The sequence below is a fragment of the Acidovorax sp. LjRoot38 genome, assembly GCF_964252975.1.
GTDB classification, from domain to species: Bacteria; Pseudomonadota; Gammaproteobacteria; order Burkholderiales; family Burkholderiaceae_C; genus Acidovorax; species Acidovorax facilis.
Window position 1 is genome coordinate 33,131 of sequence record NZ_CAXUPT020000019.1, and the last position, 24,113, is coordinate 57,243.

Here is a 24,113-nt window from a genome sequence, read left to right on the forward strand (position 1 = left end):
GTGGAGTGGCTCGGTGGATGGTGCTTACAGCTTGCAGCCGCGCGCCGGATCGGAAAGCGCCTTGGAGGCGATGCCGATCACCTTGTTCTCCTTGCCTTCCACCCGGCGCAGATAGATGTCCTGCACCGGGTTGTGCGACCTGGACATGGTGAACGAGCCGCGCGGGCTGTCGAACTTCGCCTTCTCGACAGCCGCCGCGAACTCGGCCTTCTTCGATACGTCGCCCTTCACGGCGTCCAGGCCCACGCGCAGGATCTGCGCGGCGTCATAGCCTTGCACGGCATAGACATCCGGCTGCAGCTTGAACGCCTTGGCATAGGCCACGCGAAAGCTCTTGTCCTTGGGCAGATCCAAGTTATCCGCATAGTGCAGCGTGGTCAGCAGGCCCTGGGCCGCTTCGCCCTGTGCGTCCAGCGTGCCGTCGGTAAGGAAGCCCGAGCCGTAGAGCGGCGTGGTCTTGTTCAGGCCCGCGGCCGCGTAGTCCTTGACGAATTTCACGGCGCCGCCGCCGGCAAAGAAGGCGAACACGGCATCTGGCTTGGCCGCCGCGATCTCGGTCAGCAGCGCCTGGAATTCCACGTTGGGGAAGGGCACCGTCAACTGCTTGAGCACTTTGCCGCCTTCCTTCTCGAAACCCTCCTTGAAGGCGTTGGTCATCTCCTCGCCAGCTGCGTACTTCCAGGTGATGGTCATCGCGGTCTTCTTTTTCTCCTGCGTGGCGGCCACCGTGCCCATGCCGTAGGAAGACTGCCAGTTCGAGAACGAGCTGCGGAAGATGTTGGTGGCGCACATCGGGCCCGTGACGGCGTCGGAGCCCGCGTTGGGCACGATGAGCAGGGTGTTGCTTTCCTTCGCCGCGCGCGCCATGGCCATTGCCACGCCCGAGTGCACGGTGCCGACGATCACGTCCACCTTGTCGCGCCGGATCAGCTTATTGACGTTCTCCGTGGCCTTGGCGGGGTCGGACTCGTCGTCCACCTTGATGAACTCGATCTCGCGGCCCGCGAGCTTCCCGCCCTGCTCGTCCACGTACATGCGAAAGCCGTTCTCGATGGCCACGCCCAGCGCGGTGAAGGTGCCGCTGTAGGGCAGCATCAGGCCGACCTTGAGCTTGTCCGTGCTTTGGGCATGGGCGCCTGCGGCGAGAATCAGTGTGCTCAGCGCGATGGCGCTGCGGCGAGTGAGTGTGTGCTTCATGCTTGTCTCCTGTGGTGAATGAATGTGTGTGTCGCTGTGATGACCTGCTCAGGCTGATCCCGGTGGGGCGAGTGGCCGCAGTGCGGGATTTCCAGCAACTGCGTGGTTGGGACGCTTTCGGCGATGCCCCGGATCTGCGCCAGCGTGCCGTAGGCATCGTCCAGGCCCTGGATGGCCAGGACCGGGCAGCGGATGTCCGCGAGTTCATCGGTGATGTTCCAGCGCCGGAAGGGCGGGTGCAACCAGATGCGGTTCCAGCCCCAGAAGGCGGAGTCGGGGTCGCCGTGGTACTTCGCCAGGCCCGCCCGCAGGCCGCCGGTCTCGTAGTCCGCCTTGGCGCGCTCGATGTTCCGGACCGTGATGTCCTCGACGAAGATATGCGGCGCGAGCAGCACCAGTCCGGCCACACGTTCCGGATGCCGGCCCGCGTGCAACAGGGCGATGGAACCGCCGTCGCTGTGCCCGAACAGCCAGACGGGCTGCTGTACGCCGACGGCGTCCAGCAGCCGGGGCAGAACTTCATAGGCCTGCTGGTGCATGAAGTCCACGTCCCACACCTCGTCGTGCGGGCGGGGCGTGGACTGGCCGTACCCCGGGCGCGAGAACACGAGCCCGCGAGCCCCTGCAGTGGTACACAGCCGGTCGGGGAAGTGCTTCCACATCGCCAGCGAGCCCAGCCCTTCGTGCAGAAACACAATGAGCGGCCCTCGCGCGGATTCGGGCCCCACCCAGGCGTACTCGACGCGCACCTCGCGGCTGCGCCAGCGTAGATCCTGAAACTGAGTCACGGACGGACCTCGAGTTCGCGCAGGCGAAAGCGCTGGATCTTGCCGGTGGCCGTCTTGGGCAGTTCGGCCAGGAACTCGATCTGCCGGGGGTATTTGTAGGGCGCGAGCCGTTCTTTGACGAAGGCCTTGAGCTGCCCTTCGTCCACCAGTTGCCCATCCTTGAGCACGACGAAGGCCTTGGTCTTGGTCAGGCCTTCGGCGTCCGCCGTGCCGATGACCGCGGCTTCCAGCACCGAGGGGTGTTCCATGAGGGTGGATTCGACCTCGAAAGGCGAGACATAGATGCCGCTCACCTTCAGCATGTCGTCGCTGCGACCGGCATAGACGTAGTAGCCCTGCTCGTCGCGCACGTACTTGTCGCCGCTCTTCGTCCAAGCGCCCTGAAAGGTCTCGCGGGATTTCTCCCGGTTGGCCCAATACGTCAGTGCGGCGCTCGGGCCTCGGATGTACAGGTCACCCACTTCGCCGTCGGAGGCTGGCTGGCCGTCCTCTCCGCGCAATTCGACCTCGTACCCGGCCACGGGCTTCCCGGTGCTGCCGTACTTGATGTCGTCGGGACGGTTGGAGAGAAATACGTGGAGCATCTCCGTGGAACCGATGCCATCGATGATGTCCACGCCGAAGTGCGCCTTGAACCGGTGGGCAATGTCGGCGGGCAGCGCCTCCCCGGCAGAGGAGCACATGCGCAGGGCCACGGACTGGCGCTCCGGCAGCCGGGGCGATGCCAGCATGCCGGCGAAGCCGGTCGGGGCGCCGAAGAACACCGTGGGCCGGCACTGCAGCTCGGTGAGGCGCCTGAAGACGGCGTCCGGCGTGGGCCGCTCGGCCATCAGCACCGTGCAGGCGCCCACCGAGAGCGGGAACGTGAGCCCGTTGCCCAGGCCATAGGCGAAGTACAGCTTGGCGGCGGAGAAGCAGACGTCCTTTTCGGTCAGGCCCAGGACGCCCTTGCCATACAGCTCGCCCGTCCACCACAGGTTGCGCTGCGTATGGACAGTGCCTTTCGGTCGGCCGGTGGAGCCGGAGGAGTAGAGCCAGAAGCCCGGTTCGTCGCCCGTGGTCGGCGCGGGGGCGGCGAGCGGTGGCACGGCGGCCAGCGCAGCCTCGAATTCCAGCGCGCCCTGCGGCAGCTCGCTCTCGGGCTGGGACACGATGACCGTGCGCAGTTCGTGCGCCGACTTCTGCATAGCGGCCTGCAGGGTGCCCTGCAGCGCGCCCGAGACGATGCCCGCCTGCGCGCGGCTGTGCTCCAGCATGTAGGCATAGTCGTCCGCGGTCAGCAAGGTGTTCACCGCGACGGGCACCACGCCCGCATAAAGGCAGCCAAGGAAGCTCACGGGCCAGTCGTGCGAATCCAGCATCAGCAGCAGGATGCGTTCCTCGCGGCGCACGCCGGCCGCCAGCAGGGCGGCGGCCAAGCGGCGCGCCCGCTGCTCCAGCTGCCCGTAGCTCAGGGGGCCGCGGTCGTCGATGTAGGCCAGGCGGTCGCCGCGCTGGCGGTGCAGCGCGAACAGGTGCTCGGCGAAGTTGAAGGGGCCGTCCGTGGGGGTGGGCATGGTGTCTCCGTGTGCGTGTGCGTGTGTGCGAGAGGTTCAGAGCCCGAGCGCCTGCAGCACCTGCGGGCTGGCCTGGATGGCGCTGCGCTGGTGGTAGAAGTCGAGCGCGCGCAGGCCACCCAGTTCTTCGCCACCGCCCGCGCGCCCCGGCCCGCCGTGCACGGACATGGGCATGACGTTGCCGTGGCCCGTGTGCGCCTGGGCCACCTCGGGGGTGACGATGTGGAGCCGGCCGTGGAACGGCGCAAGGGCCAGCGCGCTGCGGGCGAGCAAGGCGGCATCGTCGCTGTACAGCGATGCGGCCAGCGACCCCAGCCCGCGCTGCACCAGCTGGTGGGCGTGGCCGGCGTCCCGGTAGGCCACGAGCGTGGCGACGGGGCCGAAGACCTCCACGTCGTGGACGGCCTGCGCGCCGTCGGCGTCGAGCGTGCCCAGCAGCACGGGCTGCTGGCAGGCCGCAATGGCGGGGTCGGCGTCCACCAGGGGCTGGCTGCGCCCGTCGTGCAGGATCGTGGCAGCGCCCGCCAGCTGCCGCAGGCCCTGCCCGACGTTGTGCAGCTGTTCACGGCTGACCAGCGCGCCCATGCGCACGCCCTCGTTGCGCGGGTTGCCTACCGTGACCTTGGCCAGTTTGGCCGAGATCGCCTCGGCCACCGCCCCGAACACCGGGGCGGGCACGAAGATTCTGCGGATCGCCGTGCACTTCTGGCCCGACTTGACGGTCATCTCCTTGACCACCTCGCGCACGAGCAGGTCGAAGGCCGGTGTGCCGGGTGCCGCGTCCGGCAGCAGCACCGCGCTGTTGAGGCTGTCGGCCTCGATGTTGGTGCGCACCGCATGGCGCGTGACGGCGGCATGGCTGCGGATCACGGCCGCCGTGTCGGCGGAGCCCGTGAACGAAAGCACGTCGAACGGTTGCAGCGCGTCGAGCAGGCCCGCCGAACTGCCGCAGATGACCGAGAGCGCGCCCTGCGGGAGGATGCCCGCGTCCACCACGTCCTGAACCATGCGCTGCGTCAGCCAGGCGGTGGCCGTGGCGGGCTTGACCACCACGGCCATGCCGGACAGCAACGCGGGCGCGGCTTTTTCCCACAGGCCCCAGGCCGGGAAGTTGAAGGCATTGATGAACAGGGCCAGGCCGGGGCGCGGCGTGCGCAGGTGCTGCGACTGGAAGACGGGCTCCTTGCCCAGCTTCACCGCATCGCCGTCGCGCAGCACGCGGGCGCCGCCCAGCGCCTCGCCCCAGCGGGCGTACTGGCCCAGGGTGAAAATCGCACCATCGATATCTACTGCCGAATCGTTCTTCACAGTGCCGGAGTTCGCCAGCGCGATGTCGTAGTAGGCGTCGCGGTGGCCCTGGAGCACCTTCTGGCACCGGGCCAGCAGCGCGGCGCGCTCGCCGTAGGTCAGCGCCTGCAGGGCGGCGCTGCCCTGCTCGCGTGCGAACCGGAAGGCGGCGGGCACGTCAAGGCCCGAGGCATCGACGCGCACCAGTTCCGTGCCGAGCACCGGATCGCTGAGAACCGCGCCGGCGCCGGTGCCGGCCTGCCAGCGGCCGCTGACATAGTTGGGAAGCAGGGGAGTGTTCATGGATCAGCTTTTCGAGAATTGAATCTGCCCTTCGGGCAGGAGATAGAGAACCAGGGCACGTCCGTCCGCAACCGTGGGCCGGTGCGCGCTGCCGGGCGGATAGACACACCAGCCGGCGGGCCGTCCGTCAAAGGTCGCTGCGCCGTCGCCTAGTGGCATGATCAGATCGATCTCGCCGCCCGGGTGCACGTGGTGCGGGCCGGCGATGTCCTGCATGTCCACTACATCGACGGAAAAGCGGTGCAGCGCATCGTCGGCCTTGAAGACTCGGCCGTAGCGGATGCCCCCGCCCTCGCGCTCACACAGCCAGCCATCGCGCACGCCTTCTAAGCAGGACGCCTTGAGCTGTTCGTAGCTTTGGCTGTGCGGCCCATGTTGTGCGTTCAGCCACTGGTCCAGCGCTGCGTCAAGGGGGCGGCCTGCAATCTGTGCGGTTAGATCGGCAACTTGTTGGTAGAACGTGTGTTTGCTCATCGTGGTTCTTATTTGATGTAAGGTGCTTGCACACCCCAGAAACATGCACTATCGTGCTTTGTTCGTGACTATAGAATGATGTCCTATGCTTGTCAAGCAATATAATGCATACGTGGTGTTAACCCTAGGTGCGACAATGCAGGGCTCGAAAGGTCAATTGGCATGAACAAAAGAGACGGGCGTCACTTGGAGGTTGCCGTTGCCGCCCTCGATACAGAGGAGCCGCGTGACGCCTTATTGGCCGCGTTGGGTGAGCGCGTGCGCAGCTTGCGTGCGCGCCGGGGGCTGACGCGCAAGGCCGTTGCCCAGGCCGCTGAAGTGTCAGAGCGGCACCTTGCCAATCTGGAGTACGGCATCGGCAATGCCTCGATCCTGGTGCTGCATCAGGTAGCAGGTGCACTCCAGTGCCCGCTGGCGGAACTGGTGGGCGATGTCTCGACCAGTTCTCCCGAGTGGTTGCTGATCCGCGAGCTGCTGGAGAATCGCTCCGAAGCCGATCTGCGCAGGGTGCGCGTCGCGATCGGCGAGCTACTCGGAACGGGGGCGGTGGATGCGGCGCGGGGACGGCGCATCGCCCTGGTGGGGTTGCGGGGCGCGGGTAAATCGACGCTTGGGCGGATGCTGGCCGATCATCTGGAGCTACCCTTCATCGAACTCAGCCGCGAGATAGAGAAGGTGGCCGGTTGCAGCGTGCGCGAGATTCATGACCTGTATGGCACCAATGCCTACCGCCGCTACGAACGGCGCGCATTGGAAGAAGCGGTGCAGATCTACGGTGAGGTTGTCATCGCCACGCCGGGCGGCATCGTCTCCGACCCCGCCACGTTCAACGAGTTGCTGGCCCACTGCACCACTGTATGGCTCCAGGCATCGCCCGAGGAGCATATGGGCCGCGTAGCCGCGCAAGGCGATCTGCGTCCAATGGCTGCCAGCCACGAGGCCATGGAGGACCTGCGCCGGATCCTTGACGGCCGCGCAGCCTTCTACTCCAAGGCAGATCTGCGCGTGAACACAGGCGGCAAGACGCAGCAACAGGCCTTCGATGCGCTCTGCGCAGCGGTTGTGCCCGTGCTGTCGGCATGAGGGCGCGCGCGCCGGTGGGCACGCGTCCTCGCTCAGTTGCTTCCAAAACAATAGCTGTCAGCGCTTGCTCGCCAAGCGCTGGAGGTTAAAAGCACTTCATCTTCGACGCTGGTCGAGCCTTGGTCTGGTTCTGATGTGTGCGCGAAAAAGCGCAGGCAGATGCAATTTTGTGCTGCCAGCACTTGACGTATGCAATTTAATGCAAGATACTCCTTGAACATCTTGAAAAGATGCACTATTTTGCACCATCACTTGACCGGAGACAGCATGGCTGAAACCACTTCATCCCCACGTGTTGATTACCGTACCGACCCCAGTCAGTACCGCCACTGGACGCTGAGCGTCGATGGCCCCGTCGCCCGCCTCGCGCTCGACATCGCCGAGGACGGCGGTCTGCGCCCGGGCTACAAACTCAAGCTCAACAGCTACGACCTGGGTGTGGACATCGAACTGCACGACGCGCTGAACCGCGTGCGCTTCGAGCACCCGCAGGTGAAGTCCGTCATCGTCACCAGCGGCAAGGACCGCATCTTCTGCTCGGGCGCCAACATCTTCATGCTGGGCCTGTCCAGCCACGCCTGGAAGGTGAACTTCTGCAAGTTCACCAACGAGACGCGCAACGGCATCGAGGACAGCTCCCAACACGAGGGCATCAAGTTCCTGGCGGCCGTGAACGGCGCCTGCGCCGGCGGCGGCTACGAGCTGGCCCTGGCCTGCGACGAGATCGTGCTGGTGGACGACCGCTCCTCCAGCGTGTCCCTGCCCGAAGTGCCGCTGCTGGGCGTGCTGCCCGGCACCGGCGGCCTGACCCGCGTCACCGACAAGCGCAAGGTGCGCCATGACCTCGCCGACATCTTCTGCACCAGCGTCGAGGGCGTGCGTGGCCAGCGCGCCGTGGACTGGCGCCTGGTCGATGCCATCGCCAAGCCCGCGCAGTTCGCCGACACCGTGAACAGCCGCGCCGCCAGGCTGGGCGAATCCGGCGGGCGCGCCACGGCAGCCCAGGGCATCGCCCTGCCCCGCATCGAGCGCCAGGAAGGCCCCGACAGCCTGGTGTACGAACACGTCACCGTGCAGATCGACCGCGCCCGCCGCACGGCCACGCTCACGGTAAAGGCGCCGCAGGGCGCGCAGCCCGCCGACATCGCGGGCATCGAGGCCGCGGGCGCCGCCTGGTGGCCGCTGGCCATGGGCCGCCAGCTCGACGACGCCATCCTGAACCTGCGCACCAACGAGCTCGACGTGGGCACCTGGCTGCTCAAGACCGAGGGCGATGCCGGCGCCGTGCTGCGCGCCGACCAGGTGCTGCTGGAGCACCGCGCGCACTGGCTGGTGCGCGCCACGCTGGGCCTGCTGCGCCGCACGTTCGCGCGCCTGGACGTGTCCTCGCGCACGCTGTTCGCGCTGATCGAGCCCGGCTCCTGCTTCGCGGGCATGCTGGCCGAGCTGGCCTTCGCCGCCGACCGCGCCTACATGCTGGCGCTGCCGGACGACGCCGCCAAGGCGCCGCACATCGTGCTGGATGAATTCAACTTCGGCCTGCTGCCCCTGGTCACCGACCAAAGCCGCCTGCAGCGCCGCTTCTACGACGAGGCAGCCCCGCTGGAGGCCGCGCGCGCCGCCGCGGGCCGCCCGCTGGATGCCGACGAAGCGCTGCGCCTGGGCCTCGTCACCGCCGCGCCCGACGACATCGACTGGGAGGACGAGGTCCGCATCGCCATCGAGGAGCGCGCCGCCATGTCGCCCGACGCCCTGACCGGCCTGGAAGCCAACCTGCGCTTCGCCAGCAAGGAGAACATGGTCACCCGTGTGTTCGGGCGCCTGTCGGCCTGGCAGAACTGGATCTTCCAGCGCCCCAACGCCGTGGGCGACAAGGGCGCGTTGAAGGTGTATGGCAAGGGCGAGAAGTCGCAATTCGATCTGAACCGGGTGTAAGGAGACCACGACATGAGCAGCATCAACTACAGCGAGAAGATTCCGAACAACGTCAACCTGTCCGAGGACCGCACCCTGCAGCGCGCACTGGAAGGCTGGCAGCCCAACTTCATCAACTGGTGGGACGACGTGGGCCCGGAGGGCTCGACCAACTACGACGTATACCTGCGCACGGCAGTGAGCGTCGATCCGCAGGGCTGGGCCCAGTTCGGCCACGTGAAGATGCGCGACTACCGCTGGGGCATCTTCCTGAACCCCGGCGACGCCAACCGCGAGATCCACTTCGGCGACCACAAGGGCGAGAAGGCCTGGCAGGACGTGCCCGGCGAGCACCGCGCCAACCTGCGCCGCATCATCGTGACGCAGGGCGACACCGAGCCCGCCAGCGTGGAGCAGCAGCGCCACCTGGGCCTGACCGCGCCCAGCATGTACGACCTGCGCAACCTGTTCCAGGTCAACGTCGAGGAAGGCCGCCACCTGTGGGCCATGGTTTATCTGCTGCACAAGCACTTCGGCCGCGACGGCCGCGAGGAAGCCGAGGCGCTGCTGGAACGCCAGAGCGGCGATGCCAACAACCCCCGCATCCTGGGCGCGTTCAACGAGAAGACGCCGGACTGGCTGTCCTTCTTCATGTTCACCTACTTCACCGACCGCGACGGCAAGTTCCAGCTGGCCGCGCTGGCCGAGAGCGCGTTCGACCCGCTGGCGCGCACCACCAAGTTCATGCTGACCGAGGAGGCGCACCACATGTTCGTGGGCGAATCGGGCGTCAGCCGCGTGGTGCAGCGCACGTGCCAGGTGATGAACGAACTCAAGACCGACGACCCCGCGAAGGTGCGCGCCGCGGGCGCCATCGACCTGGAGACCATCCAGCGCTACCTGAACTTCCACTACTCGGTGACCATCGACCTGTTCGGCGCCGACCAGTCCAGCAACGCGGCCACCTTCTACAGCTCGGGCCTCAAGGGACGCTACGAGGAGGGCAAGCGCACGGACGACCACCAGCTCAAGGGCCAGACCTACAAGGTGCTGGAGGTGGTCAACGGCCAGCTTGTCGAGAAGGAAGTGCCCATGCTCAATGCCCTCAACGAGGTGCTGCGCGACGACTACATCAAGGACTCCGTCGCGGGCGTGGGCCGCTGGAACAAGGTGATCGAGAAAGCCAACATCCCCTTCCGGCTGCAGGTGCCGCACAAGGCGTTCAACCGCGCCATCGGCGCGCTCGCCGGCATCCGCCTGTCGCCCGACGGCCGCGTGGTCAGCGAGAACGAATGGAACGCCCGCAAGAATGAGTGGCTGCCCTCGGACGAGGACCGTGCCTTCGTCGCCTCGCTGATGGGCCGCGTGGTCGAGCCCGGCCAGTTCGCCAACTGGATCGCACCGCCCGTCATGGGCATCAACCGCCAGCCCGTGAATTACGAATACGTCCGTTTTGGCTGATAACCACGGTGGTGGGAGACAAGGGCCGGGAACCCCCGGCCCATGAGAAAAGGATGAACACGATGGAAACCGCCGAAGCTGTCACGACACTCAAGCAGCACCTGATCGACCCCGAGATCTGCATCCGCTGCAATACCTGCGAGGCGACCTGCCCCGTCGGCGCCATCACGCACGACGACCGCAACTACGTCATCAGGGCCGATGTCTGCAATGGTTGCCTGGATTGCATCTCCCCCTGCCCCACGGGCTCGATCGACAACTGGCGCATCGTACCCATCGTACGTGCGTATTCCATCGAGGAGCAGTTGACTTGGGATGAACTGCCACAGGAACTGACCCCTGAGCAGTTAGAGGAAGCCGACGCGACCGAAGATGCCGCGAGCATCTGCACTGTCGCGACACCCGCACCGGCAAAAACGGCCGAGCCGGGGACGGAACCCTTCCGCTCGGGGCGGTACGGGGCGCATGTCCCGCCTTGGTCGGCGGCACATGCCTACACCAACCTGTACACCCCCAAGGGCCCAATGCAGGCCACAGTGGTGGGTAACTTCAACTGCACCGAGCATGGCTTCGACAGCGAAACCCACCACATCGTGCTGGATTTCGGAACGGTGCCCTTCCCGGTGCTGGAGGGTCAGTCCATCGGCATCATCCCGCCGGGAGAGGACGCGCTGGGCCGGCCCCACCAGCCACGCCAGTACTCGATCGCCAGCGCGCGCAACGGCGAGCGCGCGGGCTACAACAACCTATCCTTGACCGTGAAACGGGTCACTGTGGATCACCAAGGGCAGCCGGTGCGCGGGATCGCGTCCAACTATATCTGCGATCTCAAGGTGGGCGACAAGATCAAGGTGGTAGGGCCTTTCGGCAGCAGCTTCCTGATGCCTAACCACCCCCGCTCACACATCGTGATGATTTGTACCGGAACCGGCAGCGCCCCCATGCGCGCCATGACCGAGTGGCGCCGGCGCCTGCGCAACAGCGGCAAGTTCGAGAGCGGCAAACTCATGCTGTTCTTCGGCGCGCGTACCCCGCAGGAGCTGCCCTACTTCGGCCCCCTGCAGAAGTTGCCCAAGGATTTCATCGACATCAACCTCGCGTTCTCTCGCGCCCCCGGCAAGCCCAAGAGCTACGTGCAGGATCTGATGCGCGAGCGCTCCGCCGACCTGGCTGCCCTGCTCAAGGACGGGCTGAGCCACTTCTACGTCTGCGGACTCAAGAGCATGGAAGAAGGCGTGGTGCTGACATTGCGCGACATCGCAATGGATGCGTGCCTCGACTGGGACGCAATCGGCAGTGCCATGAAGGCCGAAGGTCGCCTACACCTTGAGACGTACTAATAAGCAACTGCTGAGACGCCGCACGCCCTTCCCCTTCTCTCGCACCACCAGGCGCTGAGGGGAGGTGGCAAGGCGGGTGATCCGTTGGCGGACTCACGGTAGCGCACAGCGCAATGGATGACTAACACATGACTACAGTGAATGTGACGCTGGATGCTGATGGCGTTGCCAGCGTCGAAATGGCACGGCCGGAGGTATTCAATGCCTTCGGCGAGCAGATGATCCAGGAATTGGGCGAGGCATTCGCCAAGCTGTCCTCCGATACCCAGGTGCGGGCAATCCTGCTCAAGGGACAGGGCAAGGCGTTCTCGGCAGGGGCCGATCTCCAATGGATGCAGCGCGCGAGTGTCGCGTCGCGCGAAGAAAACGTGGAAGATGCGCGGCGCTTCGCGGGCATGCTCGCGACCGTCGCCCACTGTCCCAAGCCCACCGTGGCCTGCGTCCACGGCCTGGCGCTGGGCGGCGGAGTGGGGCTGGTGGCGGCCTGCGACTTTGCCGTGGCCTCCGAGGACGCGCGCTTTGCGGTCAGCGAGGTGAAGTTCGGAATTCTCCCGTCCGTCATCGGCCCTTACCTCGTCAACGCCGTGGGCAAGCGCGCGGCCTTGCAGCTGGCGTTGACGGCCACGCGCTTCGATGCGCACGAGGCGCATGCCCTCGGACTGGTGCACCAAGTCTGCTCCCGCGACGTATTGGATACCACCGTGTGCGAGATCATCGACAGCCTGCTGCAAAACGGCCCCACGGCTCTAGCCGAGGTGAAAGCCCTCTATGCCCAGCTTCACGTCGGACCAGTGGACGGGGCGGTGCGCGAGTTGACCGCGCAGACCATTGCGCGCGTGCGCATGACCGATGAGGCCAGAGAAGGCTTCGATGCATTCCTCAACAAGCGCCCGGCGGCCTGGATTCGGAAGGCTGCACCATGAGTCCATTCGACATTCCCGTTGGCGCCCAGGTCTGCGTGATCGGCGCCGGTCTGATGGGGGCGGGTATTGCCCAGATCGCTGCGCAGGCGGGCGACACGGTGCTACTGTTCGACAAGCGCGAAGGCGCGGCCGAGGATGCGTTGCGTAAGCTTCGCCAGCAGTTGACGAAACTCGCCGAACGCGGGCGCATGACTGAAGCACAGGCCCAACAGACGCTGGGCCGTATCCGGCCCGCGCAGGACCTGGCTCAGGCCAGCGGCTGCAGTATCGTCATCGAGGCCATCGTCGAGGACGCCGCCGTCAAGCGCGACCTGTTCGCCAGCCTGGAGGCTATCGTGGCCAGCGATTGCATCCTGGCGTCCAACACGTCGTCGATCTCGATTACTGCGCTGGCCAACGGCATGCAGCGGCCCGAGCGCCTTGTGGGCATGCATTTCTTCAACCCGGTGCCGGCCATGCAATTGGTAGAGGTTATCAGTGGGCTCAAGACCCATGCGCAAGTGGCTGCCGCCGTGGAGCGGCTAGGTGTACGTTGGGGCAAGACGCCGGTGCATGCACGCTCCACGCCAGGCTTCATCGTCAATCGCATCGCCCGGCCGTTCTATGCCGAGGCACTGAACGTGCTCACCGAGCGCGCGTCCTGCCCCGCCGACATCGACCGTTGCCTGCGCGCGGTGGGCTTTCGCATGGGACCATGCGAGCTGATGGACCTCATCGGCCACGACACCAACCTCGCGGTAACACGCAGCATGTTTTCGGCTAACTACTCGGACCGGCGCTTCGGCCCGAGCCTGGTGCAGCAGGAACTGGTCGATGGCGGCCTGCTGGGGCGCAAGTCCGGCGAGGGCTTCTACCGGCACAACGCCGACCACCACACCGTCCCCTCTCCCGTACAGCCCGGTCCAGTGGCTGCCTGGATGCCCCCCGAGAAGGGAATCATCCTGCACGGCCGGGGCGGTTTCGTTGAGCGGATGGCCGCCCGACTCGCGGCCATGGGGGCAAGCGTGGAGCGCTGCCCCGACAGCGGTTGGAGCGGTATCGAAACCCCGCACGGGCAGTTGCGCGTGACGGACGGACGCACGGCGGCGCAACTGGCCTTTGAGAAGCAGGCCGCCAACCTCGCGGTCTGCGATCTCGTCCTGCCGAACTTGGATGGAAACGCGAACGGCGGTGCCCTGGCCTGGACGGCCGCGCCCGCCGCTACGCCTGCATGGCGGGACGAGGTGCAGGCGATGCTGCAGTTCGGGGGCTGGGAGCCGGTGCTGTTTGGCGACGTGGCTGGCCTGCTCGTCGCTCGCACCATCGTCATGCTGATCAATGAAGCCTGCGACGCGGTGCTGCAGGGCGTGTGCAGTGAGGGTGGCGCGGACACGGCCATGAAACTGGGCGCGAACTACCCGGATGGCCCCTTCCACTGGCTGGAGGGCTGGTGTGCGGGCGCGGTGGTGGCCGTGCTCGACCATCTTGATGGGCACTATCGCGGCGAGCGCTACCGTGCGAGCCCAGGGCTGCGCCGGCGCGCTTGGGGATTGAATTGAAGGACGACTGATGCCAAAGACGATTCCGGTAGATACCAACGATTTCCGTGTCGAAGTGGGTGATGACGGGGTAGCCGAGGTCATCTTGGGCCAGCCGGGCAGCATGCCGACCACAGGCGTCGCCGGGCATGGGGCCATCGCGACGATCTGGTCGCGCCTGGCCGCCGAGCCCGGCGTGCGCAGCATCCTGGTGCGCAGCGAAGGCAAGGGCTTCTGCGCTGGCGGGCATGCCGAGCTGGTGCGGCAAATGCTCGACTCCGCGCAGCACCGCGCCCGCGTGATGCGCGAGGGGCGGCAACTGGTGCAGTCCATGCTGGATTGCGACCTGCCCATTGTCTCCGCCGTCAATGGCGCGGCGGTAGGCGCGGGTGCGGCGGTGGCCTTGCTGGCTGACGTGTCGGTGGCGGCGCACACAGCCAAGATCATCGACGGCCACACCAAGATCGGTGTGGCGGCGGGCGACCATGCGGCGGTGATCTGGCCTCTGCTGTGCGGCATGGCCAAGGCCAAATACCACCTGCTAACCTGCGCCCCCCTGACCGGCGTGGAGGCCGAGCACATCGGTTTAGTCAGCTTGGCCGTGCCCGATGCGGAACTGCTGCAGACGGCGCGGCGCATCGCCCAGGAACTGGCTGCCGGCAGCCCTGCCGCCCTGGCACACACCAAGCGCTCATTGAACCACTGGCTGCGCGCGGCTTGGCCGGCGTTCGAGCATTCGCTGGCGCTGGAGATGATCGATTTCGCGGGCAGCGATGCGCGCGAGGGCCTGGCGGCCTTCGAAGAGCGCAGGGCGCCCCGTTTCGGTGCATGAAGTTCGCCGAATTCCATCCTGGGCAGGTGATTCATGCCGGCCCGTACCGGGTGACGCCAGAGGAGTCGGTGGCCTTCGCCAAGGCCTACGACCCGCAGTGGTTCCATACAGATGCGCAGGCAGCGCAAGGCGGAAGCTTCGGCGGCTTGATCACCAGCGGCTGGCATACCGGCAGCATCGCCATGCGCCTCATCGTCGATGTGGCGCTGCAAGGCTCGGAATCCTTCGCGTCGCCAGGTTTGAAGTACGTGCGTTGGCCGTACCCCGTGCAGCCAGGTGACGAGCTACGCCTGGAGGCGCACGTCATCGCCGCGCGACGCTCTGAAAGCCGTAAGGAATTGGGCATCATCGAATGGCGCTGGCAGCTCTTCAACCAGGAGGGGCGGCAGGTACTGGATCTGGAAGCCACCAGCATGTTCAAGCTGCCGGTTGTATGCCTGCCTGATCCACCCACCAACGAACAAGGAGAAGACAACACATGACCGCACGCCACGCCTTCATCTGCGACGCGATCCGCACCCCCTTCGGCCGCTACGGCGGCGCGCTCAGCAGCGTGCGCACCGACGATCTGGGCGCTATTCCCCTCAGAGCGCTGATGGAGCGCAACCCGGGCGTGGACTGGGCCGCCGTGACCGACGTGCTCTACGGCTGCGCCAACCAGGCCGGCGAGGACAACCGCAACGTGGCCCACATGGCCAGCCTGCTGGCGGGCATGCCCGTGGACGTGCCCGGCGCCACCCTCAACCGCCTGTGCGGCTCGGGCCTGGACGCCGTGGGCACGGCGGCGCGCGCCATCAAGGCGGGCGAGGCGGGCCTGGTGATCGCGGGCGGCGTGGAGAGCATGAGCCGCGCGCCCTTCGTGATGCCCAAGGCGGAAAGCGCCTTCAGCCGCAGCAACGCGGTGTACGACACGACCATCGGCTGGCGCTTCATCAACAAGCTGATGAAGGAAAAGTACGGCGTCGATTCGATGCCCGAAACCGCCGAGAACGTGGCGACCGACTTCCACATCGAACGCGAGGCGCAGGACCGCATGGCCCTGCGCAGCCAGCTCAACGCCGTGGCCGCGCAAAAGGCCGGCCACCTCGCGCGCGAGATCGTGCCCGTGACCATCCCGCAGAAGAAGGGCGATGCCATCGTGGTCAGCCAGGACGAACACCCGCGCGAAACCAGCCTCGAAGCGCTGGCCAGGCTCAAGGGCGTGGTGCGGCCCGATGGCACGGTGACGGCCGGCAACGCCTCGGGCGTGAATGACGGCGCCTGCGCGCTGCTGCTGGCCGACGAGGCCAGCGCCGCCCAATACGGCCTCAAGCCCCGCGCCCGCGTGGTCGGCATGGCCGTCGCCGGCGTGGCGCCGCGCATCATGGGCTTCGGCCCCACGCCCGCCACGCAGAAGGTGCTGGCGCAGACGGGCCTGACCATCGACCACATGGACGTGATCGAGCTCAACGAGGCCTTCGCCGCCCAGGGCCTGGCCGTGCTGCGCGCGCTGGGCCTCGCGGACGACGACGCCCGCGTGAACGCCTGGGGCGGCGCCATCGCGCTGGGCCACCCCCTGGGCGCCAGCGGCGCGCGCCTGGCCACCACCGCCGTCAACCGCCTGCACGAACACGCGGGCCGGTACGCGCTGTGCACCATGTGCATCGGCGTGGGGCAGGGTATTGCCGTGGTGCTGGAGCGGGTGTGAGCGCACCGCAAATCGCACCAAACGATGGTGTGTGCGCTGGCGGCGAAGTGAAAACGACACGCCTGCGCCCTCCTGGATAGGAAGGCGCGGCTTTCATCATGCGATCTTCACATACTCGAAATCGCCCGTCTGGTTGTTGATGCCCACGCGCGGCGGCGCAATCCAGCTGGCGAACCGGCCCGGCTCGGTGCAGGGCTGCATCAACGACACGATGAAGTCCATGTCCTCGGCGTTGGGCAGCCACTCGGCGGCGTTGGCCTGCCAGTGCTCGTCGCTGACGATTTCGCCCTGCGGGTCGATGCGGTAGCCCGCGAATTCGCCGATGCGGCGGTTGAAGCCCTTGTGCGGCTGGCTCAGCCTGAACGCGATACCTGCCTTCTCGATAGTCTTGTTCCAGCGGTCGATGCCGCCCTGACAGTCGGCGATGTAGTCGTCCAGCAGGCGGCAGTTGATAGCGCGCAGCGCGGGCACCTGGTTCACGACCAGCGCGCCATCGACCACCTGGGTAACAGGGTAGAAGGCGTCTTGCAGCTGGTGGTCGTCGCCCGTGAGCTTGGCCTCGTTGAAGCGGCCCTTGAGCCCGGCGCTGAACGCCTCGGCGCCATTGCTCGAAATCTCGCTGCCGAACAGGTCCCGCGTCACGCTCATGTGGAAGTTGGCCTTGCGCTGCAGCAGCGGCAGGTCCACCACGCCCAGCGCGCGCACGCGCTCCACGTCATAGGGGTCGGTGATGCCCGCCCGGACCATGGCGGCGCAGGTGGCCTCGATGGTGCGCTGCACGCCGGTTTCGCCCACGAACAGATGGTGCGCCTCCTCGGTCAGCATGAAGCGGCACGAGCGCGACAGCGGGTCGAACCCGCTTTCGGCCAGCGCGGCGAGCTGCATCTTGCCGTCGCGGTCGGTGAAATAAGTGAACATGAAGAACGACAGCCAGTCGGGCGTGCGCTCGTTGAAGGCACCCAGGATGCGCGGATTGTCCTGCTGGCCGCTGCGGCGCTCCAGCAGCGCCTGCGCCTCCTCGCGGCCGTCCTTGCCAAAGTACTTGACCAGCAGATAGACCATGGCCCACAGGTGGCGGCCTTCCTCGACGTTGACCTGGAACAGGTTGCGCATGTCGTAGAGGCTGGGCGCCGTCTTGCCCAGGTAGCGCTGCTGCTCCACCGATGCGGGCTCGGTGTCGCCCTGCACGACGATCAGGCGCTTGAGCAGGGCGCGGTACTTGCCCGGCACTTCCTGCCAGACGGGCTCGCCCTTGTGTTCGCCGCAGGGAATGGTGCGCCCCTCGACCTTGGGCGCCAGCAGAATGCCCCAGCGGTACTCGGGCATCTTCACGTGGCCGAACTTGGCCCAGCCGGACGGATCGACGCCCACGGCGGTGCGCAGATACACGTCGGCATCCTGAAACCCGTCGGGCCCCATGTCCTTCCACCATTCGAGGTACTGCGGGTGCCAAGTCTCCAGGGCGCGCAGCAACTGCTTGTCGGACGACAGATCCACGTTGTTGGGAATGCTTTCGTCTAGCCTGACCTCGACGAAGTTGTCGGCGCGCACTGCCTCGGAATCTTCGGTCAATGTATCCAATGTCTCGCTCATACTTTTCTCTCCTGTGGTTGGATGACAACGGCGGGCTTACACACACGCCTTTTTACAATATTGCAAAATAATGCATTCATCTGATGATTAACGTGCATTAATATGCATCTTCATGTGGATTGAGCATTTGATATAGATCAGAGGTTGGACCGGGCGGCACAGGTTTGTAAATCGCCGTTGATCTCGCCTACATACGCGCAGAACGGCGCTGTTGTTGCAAGCCGCAGTGGTCGATTGGTTCGCGCTTGAATGTGCCGCTCTATCGCGAAGGCGGCCGATGTCGGCGCGTGGTACAGATGCAGCCACACGAACTGAAACAGCAGGAAGAGCCGCAGGTCGAATCCCGTATACGAAGCGCAGGCGATCCCTACCAGTTGGCGCAGGCATGCAACGAGGGCGGCATCGCTGACTTCATAGACGAGGGCTGTTTGAATGCGCCCTACACAACGATCAACCAAGTGATCGGCAATGCGCCGTTGGGTACGGAAACAGAGGACGAAAGCACGACGAAGTAACACGCCAATCCGACAGGTTTTGCCAAGCTGTCAATGGCGCACCGATGAACGGAGGAGAAAAGGCAATGGAGCTTCGGCATCTGCGCTGTTTCCTTGCTGTCGCCGAAGAACTGCACTTTGCGAGAGCGGCACAGCGGCTGCACATTGAGCAATCGCCCTTGTCGCGTGCGATCAAGGAACTGGAAGAGGAATTGGGCGTGCAACTTTTCGCACGCACGACACGCAGTACCAGGTTGACTCATGCCGGCAAACTGTTCACGGATCATGTGTCGCGTGTTTTCATCGCGCTTGAACAGGCGCGCGATGCCGTGAAGGCGGCGGTCAATGGCTTCGATGGTCAGTTGCGCATCGCCCTGTCTGATGGCATCACACCGTCGCGCTTATCGACTTTGTTGGCACGCAGCCGCGAGGAAGACCCCGAGGTGGAAATCAAACTGTTCGAGGTACCTTTAGCTCAACAGGTCAGGGGGCTGCATGACGATCTGTACGACGCTGGTTTTTCGATGACCGAAGACGCGGGCGACGGTATCTTCGCGGAGTCAGCCTGGGATGATCAATTGATGGTGGCGGTGCCTGCGCGCCATCCCGTGTTGGTCTACAAGCGTATTCCGCTGGAGGAAGTGCTGCGCTACCCTTTGGTTTTGGGCGACCCTGCAATCTGCGAGGGACACGCTCGTCAGGTGGATCGCATTCTGCGTCAGCAGGCAATGGACCTGCTGATCGCGCAGCGGGTGGCTACGTTCGACGTGATGATGACATTGGTTTCTGCTGGCCTGGCGTTGGGCCTTGCCGATGCCGCGCGCATTGCCTCCGCCCGTGAACCAAACGTCGTTGCCCGCTCGTTGGCGGGCAAGCCACCCATGCTGACTACCTATTTGTTGCGCAAGGACACCGAGCCGACCCAGGCGCTGGCTCGTTTCATTGAGCGATTGCAATTCATTGGCTCGACAGGTAGCGAGATCGTCAACATTAAAGGAGGTGCATGATGCGTGAGTTCATGCTGCTTGCAGCGCTAGCCATAGCTCTTGTCAGCTGCGGAAAATCCGAATCGACAGCAACGGAAACTGTCGAATCGTTGGCCGCCAACCCCGAACGCCTCAAAACGCTGCGACAGCAATGCAGGTTGGAGCGAGCCAAGCTGGGCGACGAGTTGTGCAATCGCGTGGCCGAGGCGACGAATCGCCGGTTCTTCGGTGATGGCAAGGTGCCCTATACGCCATCCAAGGAGGCACCCAAGTTCTAGCTGCTTAGATTCAGATCTTGGCTGGCTTGCCACGGATCTTTCACGTTCTTGCTCGACACGCCGCAATGCGCCCACGCTTGCGGCGTTTTTACGTCCTGCGCCCCTGCGCTAATTCTTGTTCTTGGCTCGACTTTTCTTCCGATAACGGTCTTTGACCAGCTCTGTGGACAGGGTTGATCCTCGCATATGCGGCAGGTTTGTGTGCCGCTTGCGCACGAGGAAGCAGAGCGCAGGAAGGAAGCTAGGTTATGCATGGGACGAACGTTCTATTCGGTCAGATTGCTGTGGTCTTTGGCATTGTGATCGCTGGGATGTGGAGCGCCACACAATGGACAGCAGTGGCCCTCGGCTATCAGCTACGTCTGGGCTCGCCCTGGTTCGATTTCTTCGGCACGCCGGTCTATCACCCCTGGCGGTTGTTCGAGTGGTGGTTTTTCTTCGATGCTTACGCGCCGCGCGTCTTCGACACGGGCGGTGCAATCGCCGGTGGCAGCGGCCTCGTCGCCGTGCTGGTGGCCATCGGCATGTCGGTGTGGCGCTCGCGGCAGTCTCGGCTGGTCACGACCTACGGTTCTGCGCGTTGGGCCAACATGGAGGACATTCGCAAGGCGGGCCTCGACCAGCCTGCTGGCGTGTTCCTCGGTTTGCATCGCCGGCAGTACCTGCGCCACGAAGGCCCAGAACACGTCCTGACCTTCGCACCCACGCGCTCCGGCAAGGGCGTCGGTCTGGTCGTGCCTACCCTGCTGTCCTGGCCCGCGTCGGCCGTCATCCACGACATCAAGGGCGAAAACTGGAGCATCACCGCTGGCTGGCGCTCGCGCTTCTCGCACTGCCTGCTGTTCAACCCCACGGATGCGAAGTCAGCGGCCTACAACCCGCTGCTGGAGGTGCGGCGCGGCGCGCATGAAGTCCGCGATGTGCAGAACATCGCCGACATCCTAGTAGACCCCGAGGGTGCACTGGAGAAGCGCAACCACTGGGAGAAGACTAGCCATGCGCTGCTGGTCGGCGCTATCCTGCATGTGCTCTATGCGGGCGAGGACAAGACGCTACGCGGCGTCGCCAACTTCCTCAGTGATCCGGCCAGCCCGTTCGAACTGACCTTGCACCGGATGATGACCACGTCGCACTTGGGCGATGGGCCGCATCCCGTGGTGGCATCCGCCGCACGCGAAGTCCTCAACAAGAGCGACAACGAGCGCTCGGGCGTGTTGTCCACTGCCATGTCGTTCCTCGGCCTGTACCGCGACCCCACGGTGGCCGAAGTCACCTCGCGCTGCGACTGGCGCATCGCCGACCTGATCGCAGCGAAGCATCCCGTGTCGCTGTACCTTGTGGTGCCGCCATCGGACATCAGCCGCACCAAGCCGCTGATCCGTCTGATCCTCAACCAGATCGGGCGACGCCTCACCGAGTCGCTGGACGGCTCCGACGGCATCAAGCGCCGCCACAAACTGCTGCTGATGCTCGACGAGTTCCCGGCCCTGGGGCGCCTGGACTTCTTCGAGACGGCACTAGCCTTCATGGCGGGTTACGGCATCCGCAGTTTCCTCATCGCGCAGTCGCTCAATCAGATCGACAAAGCCTACGGTCAGAACCATTCGATTCTCGACAACTGCCACGTCCGCGTGACCTTTGCGACGAACGACGAACGCACGGCCAAACGCATTTCCGAGACGCTGGGCACAGCCACCGAGCTGCGCGCGCAGCGCAACTACGCCGGCCATCGGCTCGCTCCTTGGCTGGGCCACCTCATGGTGTCGCGCCAGGAAACCGCGCGCCCACTGCTGACGCCCGGCGAGGTGATGCAGCTTCCGCCCGACGAGGCGGTGGTGATGGTGTCCAGCGTGGCGCCGATCAAGGCGAAGAAGCTGCGCTACTACGCGGACGGCAATTTCAAGCGCCGCGCGCTGCCGCCGCCCGTCCTCGGGGTCGGGCGCTACGCCGATGTGCCGCCTGCGCGTTCCAATGACTGGAGCGGACTGGCGATTCCTGCCGTTCCGGTGGTGCCTGTCACTGAAGCTGTAGCGGACATGGGTAGCGCCGACGATGGCGGCCCACGCCGCCAGCCAGAACTTTCTGAAACCGTCGCCTACGACCACGAGCTGACCGCGTCCGCAGCCGATTTCGCGCTGCTCGATGACGACGACGAACCGATTCCCCTTCCACGCCATTTCGACCCGGCCCTGCAGCGCACGGCCCGGCTGGCAACCCTGGACCCTGACGACGGAATCGAGCTATGACCCAGCACCGTTTGAACCTCTTCATCCAGCCCGAGCACGCCAAGCGCCTTGACGAGCTGGCCGCAAAAAAAGGCGTGTCCAAGTCGTCCATCGTCGCGGCTGCCCTGGCGTCCTGGCTGTCGCCGGACGCGGGCGACCAGCGCGAAGCGGCCATCGCCAAGCGGCTGGATCGGCTGTCGCGCCAGGCCGAACGCATGGAGCGCGACCAGAACATCCAGATCGAAACGCTGGCGCTGTTCATCCGCTACTTCCTCACGGTGAGCACGCCAGTGCCCGAGGCGCACCAGGATGCGGCCCGTGCCCAGGGCAAAGCGCGCTTCGAGCAGTTCGTCGAACAGTTGGGCCGCCACCTGCTGCGCGGGCGCAGCCTGGTGCGCGACGTGGTGGAGGAACTGCATCCCGACCCGGCGCGCATGGATGAAGCGCAGGAGCGCGCCTCATGAGCGCCGTCCCTCCGTCCTTCAATTCCACGTCGCTCGACCGCCGCGTCCAGATGCTCCGCACGGCGATGGGGCCGCTGATCGCCGCCGCGCTGGAAGACCCGGACGTGGTGGAAATCATGCTCAACCCCGACCGCACGTTATGGATCGATCGCCTGTCGTCGGGCCGCAGGCCGATGGGAGTAGAACTGTCCGAAGCCGATGGCGAACGCATCATCCGCTTGGTGGCCGCGCACGTCGGCGCGGAAGTGCATCGCGGCCAGCCGCTATTGACCGCCGAGCTGCCTGAAACGGGCGAGCGGTTCGAGGGTATCCTGCCGCCCGCTGCGCCGGGCCCGGCCTTCGCCCTACGCAAGCGCGCCGTGGGTGTGATCCCGCTGACGCAGTACGTCATCGACGGGATGATGACCAGCGGGCAAGCGGATTTTCTGGTGCGAGCGGTGCGTGAGCGGCAGAACATTCTGATCGCGGGTGGCACCAGCACGGGCAAGACCACGCTCGCCAATGCGCTGCTGGCCGAGATCGCCGCCACGGGCGACCGCGTGCTGGTCCTCGAAGACACCATCGAGCTGCAATGCGCGGCCCGCGACCACGTGCCTCTGCGCACGCGCCAGGGCGTGGTGTCGATGCAGGAGCTGGTGCGTTCGTCCATGCGCCTGCGCCCGGATCGCGTCGTGGTCGGCGAGGTGCGCGGCCCCGAGGCGCTGGACCTCATCAAGGTCTGGGGCACGGGCCATCCGGGCGGCATCGCCACCGTCCATGCCGGTTCCCCGCTAGCCGCGCTGCTGCGGCTGGAGCAACTGATCCTCGAAGTGGCGGTGAACCCGCCCCGCGCGCTGATCGCCGAGGCGGTCAACGTCGTGATTCACATTGCCGGACGCGGCCGCAAGCGTCGCATCGAGAGCATCGCCCGTGTCGTCGGCTTCGATGGCGCGGGCTACCAACTGGCGAACGCGCTGGAAGCGCCGTTTCCCGAACTGGCGCCGGTTTCCCCTGCAGCCGCCGATACGGCTGCGCCTTCCCTGTCCCCTGACCAACCTGGAGAACTGCCATGACGCAGATGACCGTTCCTGCTTTCCGTATTTCCGTGAATCCGGCTTTGCGCCTTACGCGGCTGCGCAGTCTGGCCCGCACTGCCGTGCATGGGCTGTTCCTCGCCGCGCTGTTGCTGCTCCTGGCCGGTACGGCGCAAGCCGCCGGTTCCTCGATGCCTTGGGAAGGACCGCTGCAATCCATCCTCGAATCCATCCAGGGACCGGTGGCGCGCATCGTCGCGGTCATCATCATCATCGCCACGGGCCTGGCGCTGGCCTTCGGCGACACCTCGGGCGGTTTCCGCAAGCTGATCCAGATCGTCTTCGGCCTGTCCATCGCGTTCGCGGCATCGAGCTTCTTTCTGTCGTTCTTCAGCTTTTCGGGCGGGGCGCTCGTATGACTGCGCCTGACACTTTCGCGGCTGGCTTTGAGGTTCCGCTGCATCGCTCGCTGACCGAGCCAATCCTGCTGGGTGGTGCGCCGCGCACCGTGGCGATTACTAATGGCACGCTGGCCGCTGCCGTGGGCCTGGGTCTGCAACTGTGGGTTCCGGGGCTGGTGCTCTGGATCGCCGGTCACGCGCTGGCGGTCTGGGGCGCGAAGGCCGATCCGCAGTTCATGCCGGTATTCGCGCGGCACATCAAGCACCGGCCGCTGCTGGATGTGTGAGGGTATGCCG

23 protein-coding genes are annotated in these 24,113 nt (G+C 65.7%); 16 read left to right on the forward strand and 7 right to left on the reverse strand.

Going from position 1 to position 24,113, the window contains the following annotated elements:
- Positions 1–24: 24 nt before the first annotated feature.
- From ACSQ22_RS23780 to ACSQ22_RS23800, 5 genes are read right to left on the reverse strand one after another with little or no spacing between them, the layout of a single operon-like run.
- Positions 25–1,197, reverse strand: a complete 1,173-nt coding sequence (locus ACSQ22_RS23780) for an ABC transporter substrate-binding protein (protein WP_008905728.1) — start codon at positions 1,195–1,197, stop codon at positions 25–27.
- Positions 1,194–1,985, reverse strand: coding sequence for an alpha/beta fold hydrolase (locus ACSQ22_RS23785; RefSeq protein WP_008905729.1), 792 nt, complete (start codon positions 1,983–1,985; stop codon positions 1,194–1,196). Before ACSQ22_RS23785 ends, ACSQ22_RS23780 begins: the two co-directional genes overlap by 4 nt.
- Positions 1,982–3,541, reverse strand: a complete 1,560-nt coding sequence (locus tag ACSQ22_RS23790; RefSeq protein WP_008905730.1) for a benzoate-CoA ligase family protein — start codon at positions 3,539–3,541, stop codon at positions 1,982–1,984. The genes ACSQ22_RS23785 and ACSQ22_RS23790 overlap by 4 nt, the downstream gene beginning before the upstream one ends.
- 36 nt (positions 3,542–3,577) lie before the next feature.
- Positions 3,578–5,131, reverse strand: a complete 1,554-nt coding sequence (locus ACSQ22_RS23795) for a 3,4-dehydroadipyl-CoA semialdehyde dehydrogenase (protein ID WP_008905731.1) — start codon at positions 5,129–5,131, stop codon at positions 3,578–3,580.
- 3 nt (positions 5,132–5,134) lie between these two features.
- The gene (locus tag ACSQ22_RS23800; protein ID WP_008905732.1) at positions 5,135–5,605 is read right to left on the reverse strand and encodes a 4-hydroxylaminobenzoate lyase; all 471 of its coding nucleotides are present in this window, start codon (positions 5,603–5,605) and stop codon (positions 5,135–5,137) included.
- Between the two features lie 162 nt (positions 5,606–5,767).
- Between ACSQ22_RS23800 and ACSQ22_RS23805 the strand changes: the two genes are divergently transcribed.
- The 9 genes from ACSQ22_RS23805 to pcaF all read left to right on the forward strand — a co-directional run bounded on the left by ACSQ22_RS23805 (position 5,768) and on the right by pcaF (position 16,362).
- Positions 5,768–6,688 (forward strand): helix-turn-helix transcriptional regulator, encoded by a 921-nt coding sequence (locus ACSQ22_RS23805; RefSeq protein ID WP_050813866.1) that lies wholly within the window; start codon positions 5,768–5,770, stop codon positions 6,686–6,688.
- Positions 6,689–6,955: 267 nt separating this feature from the next.
- Positions 6,956–8,623: a 2,3-epoxybenzoyl-CoA dihydrolase gene (gene boxC / locus ACSQ22_RS23810; protein ID WP_008905734.1), complete on the forward strand. Its 1,668-nt coding sequence runs from the start codon at positions 6,956–6,958 to the stop codon at positions 8,621–8,623.
- Between the two features lie 12 nt (positions 8,624–8,635).
- Positions 8,636–10,063 (forward strand): benzoyl-CoA 2,3-epoxidase subunit BoxB, encoded by a 1,428-nt coding sequence (gene boxB, locus ACSQ22_RS23815; protein ID WP_436131750.1) that lies wholly within the window; start codon positions 8,636–8,638, stop codon positions 10,061–10,063.
- A 62-nt stretch (positions 10,064–10,125) separates the two neighbouring features.
- A complete protein-coding gene (gene boxA / locus ACSQ22_RS23820) occupies positions 10,126–11,403 on the forward strand; it encodes a benzoyl-CoA 2,3-epoxidase subunit BoxA (protein WP_436131751.1) in 1,278 nt (425 codons plus the stop codon).
- A gap of 128 nt (positions 11,404–11,531) precedes the next feature.
- The gene (locus tag ACSQ22_RS23825; RefSeq protein WP_008905737.1) at positions 11,532–12,326 is read left to right on the forward strand and encodes an enoyl-CoA hydratase-related protein; all 795 of its coding nucleotides are present in this window, start codon (positions 11,532–11,534) and stop codon (positions 12,324–12,326) included.
- A complete protein-coding gene (locus ACSQ22_RS23830; RefSeq protein ID WP_008905738.1) occupies positions 12,323–13,864 on the forward strand; it encodes a 3-hydroxyacyl-CoA dehydrogenase in 1,542 nt (513 codons plus the stop codon). The genes ACSQ22_RS23825 and ACSQ22_RS23830 overlap by 4 nt, the downstream gene beginning before the upstream one ends.
- Before the next feature lie 10 nt (positions 13,865–13,874).
- Positions 13,875–14,675, forward strand: coding sequence for an enoyl-CoA hydratase/isomerase family protein (locus ACSQ22_RS23835; RefSeq protein ID WP_008905739.1), 801 nt, complete (start codon positions 13,875–13,877; stop codon positions 14,673–14,675).
- Positions 14,672–15,157, forward strand: coding sequence for a MaoC family dehydratase (locus ACSQ22_RS23840; protein WP_436131752.1), 486 nt, complete (start codon positions 14,672–14,674; stop codon positions 15,155–15,157). Before ACSQ22_RS23835 ends, ACSQ22_RS23840 begins: the two co-directional genes overlap by 4 nt.
- A complete protein-coding gene (gene pcaF, locus ACSQ22_RS23845; RefSeq protein ID WP_436131753.1) occupies positions 15,154–16,362 on the forward strand; it encodes a 3-oxoadipyl-CoA thiolase in 1,209 nt (402 codons plus the stop codon). The genes ACSQ22_RS23840 and pcaF overlap by 4 nt, the downstream gene beginning before the upstream one ends.
- A 96-nt stretch (positions 16,363–16,458) precedes the next feature.
- Here pcaF and boxB (ACSQ22_RS23850) read toward each other — a convergent pair whose 3' ends face one another.
- Both boxB (ACSQ22_RS23850) and ACSQ22_RS23855 read right to left on the reverse strand, forming a co-directional pair.
- On the reverse strand, positions 16,459–17,955 hold the full coding sequence (boxB, locus tag ACSQ22_RS23850; RefSeq protein WP_296336607.1) for a benzoyl-CoA 2,3-epoxidase subunit BoxB: 1,497 nt from the start codon (positions 17,953–17,955) through the stop codon (positions 16,459–16,461).
- Between the two features lie 137 nt (positions 17,956–18,092).
- A complete protein-coding gene (locus tag ACSQ22_RS23855; protein ID WP_139019393.1) occupies positions 18,093–18,473 on the reverse strand; it encodes a hypothetical protein in 381 nt (126 codons plus the stop codon).
- Positions 18,474–18,535: 62 nt separating this feature from the next.
- On the opposite strand from ACSQ22_RS23855, the gene ACSQ22_RS23860 reads away from it, so the two are divergent.
- The 7 genes from ACSQ22_RS23860 to ACSQ22_RS23890 all read left to right on the forward strand — a co-directional run bounded on the left by ACSQ22_RS23860 (position 18,536) and on the right by ACSQ22_RS23890 (position 24,103).
- On the forward strand, positions 18,536–19,456 hold the full coding sequence (locus ACSQ22_RS23860) for a LysR family transcriptional regulator (protein ID WP_008905744.1): 921 nt from the start codon (positions 18,536–18,538) through the stop codon (positions 19,454–19,456).
- Positions 19,456–19,713: an EexN family lipoprotein gene (locus ACSQ22_RS23865; RefSeq protein ID WP_008905745.1), complete on the forward strand. Its 258-nt coding sequence runs from the start codon at positions 19,456–19,458 to the stop codon at positions 19,711–19,713. Before ACSQ22_RS23860 ends, ACSQ22_RS23865 begins: the two co-directional genes overlap by 1 nt.
- A 248-nt stretch (positions 19,714–19,961) precedes the next feature.
- A complete protein-coding gene (locus ACSQ22_RS23870; protein ID WP_008905746.1) occupies positions 19,962–21,959 on the forward strand; it encodes a conjugal transfer protein TraG in 1,998 nt (665 codons plus the stop codon).
- Complete coding sequence (locus ACSQ22_RS23875; RefSeq protein ID WP_008905747.1) at positions 21,956–22,402, forward strand: ribbon-helix-helix protein, CopG family; 447 nt, start codon at positions 21,956–21,958, stop codon at positions 22,400–22,402. Before ACSQ22_RS23870 ends, ACSQ22_RS23875 begins: the two co-directional genes overlap by 4 nt.
- The gene (gene trbB, locus ACSQ22_RS23880) at positions 22,399–23,454 is read left to right on the forward strand and encodes a P-type conjugative transfer ATPase TrbB (RefSeq protein ID WP_008905748.1); all 1,056 of its coding nucleotides are present in this window, start codon (positions 22,399–22,401) and stop codon (positions 23,452–23,454) included. The genes ACSQ22_RS23875 and trbB overlap by 4 nt, the downstream gene beginning before the upstream one ends.
- On the forward strand, positions 23,451–23,834 hold the full coding sequence (locus ACSQ22_RS23885; RefSeq protein ID WP_008905749.1) for a TrbC/VirB2 family protein: 384 nt from the start codon (positions 23,451–23,453) through the stop codon (positions 23,832–23,834). Before trbB ends, ACSQ22_RS23885 begins: the two co-directional genes overlap by 4 nt.
- Positions 23,831–24,103 (forward strand): VirB3 family type IV secretion system protein, encoded by a 273-nt coding sequence (locus ACSQ22_RS23890; protein WP_008905750.1) that lies wholly within the window; start codon positions 23,831–23,833, stop codon positions 24,101–24,103. The genes ACSQ22_RS23885 and ACSQ22_RS23890 overlap by 4 nt, the downstream gene beginning before the upstream one ends.
- The last annotated feature ends 10 nt before the right edge of the window (positions 24,104–24,113 follow it).